This is a genomic window from Christiangramia aquimixticola (assembly GCF_048285835.1).
GTDB classification, from domain to species: domain Bacteria; phylum Bacteroidota; class Bacteroidia; order Flavobacteriales; family Flavobacteriaceae; genus Christiangramia; species Christiangramia aquimixticola.
Map to the genome: position 1 here is coordinate 1 of NZ_JBLVTL010000348.1, position 278 is coordinate 278.

The following is a 278-nucleotide window of genomic DNA, read 5'->3' on the forward strand; positions in this document are numbered from 1 at the left end:
TTTATTTTGGCTGAATCCGACTCATTGTCAGAAGCTTTAATTGATCTTTCAAAATCATCTACTACAGGAATCAGATCCTTCAATACTTCTTCAGAAGCAGTTTTGATCAGTTCAATCCGCTCTTTTGCCGTGCGCTTTCTGAAGTTCTCAAAATCAGAATACAGCCTGAGGTACTTCTCTTTCAGTTCGGCAATTTCAGCTTCCAGCTTGGCTTCCTGACTTTCTTCCAAAGGAGTAGTTTGTTCATTCAAATGAGCTTCTGGGGAGGCCTTCTCTTC

The 278-nt window shown here is 41.0% G+C and carries 1 protein-coding gene; it reads right to left on the reverse strand.

The genetic code is table 11. The features are described 5' to 3' along the window. On the reverse strand, window positions 1–278 hold a 278-nt coding region (locus ACNKXV_RS14775; RefSeq protein ID WP_417908454.1), incomplete at both ends, for a nucleotide exchange factor GrpE.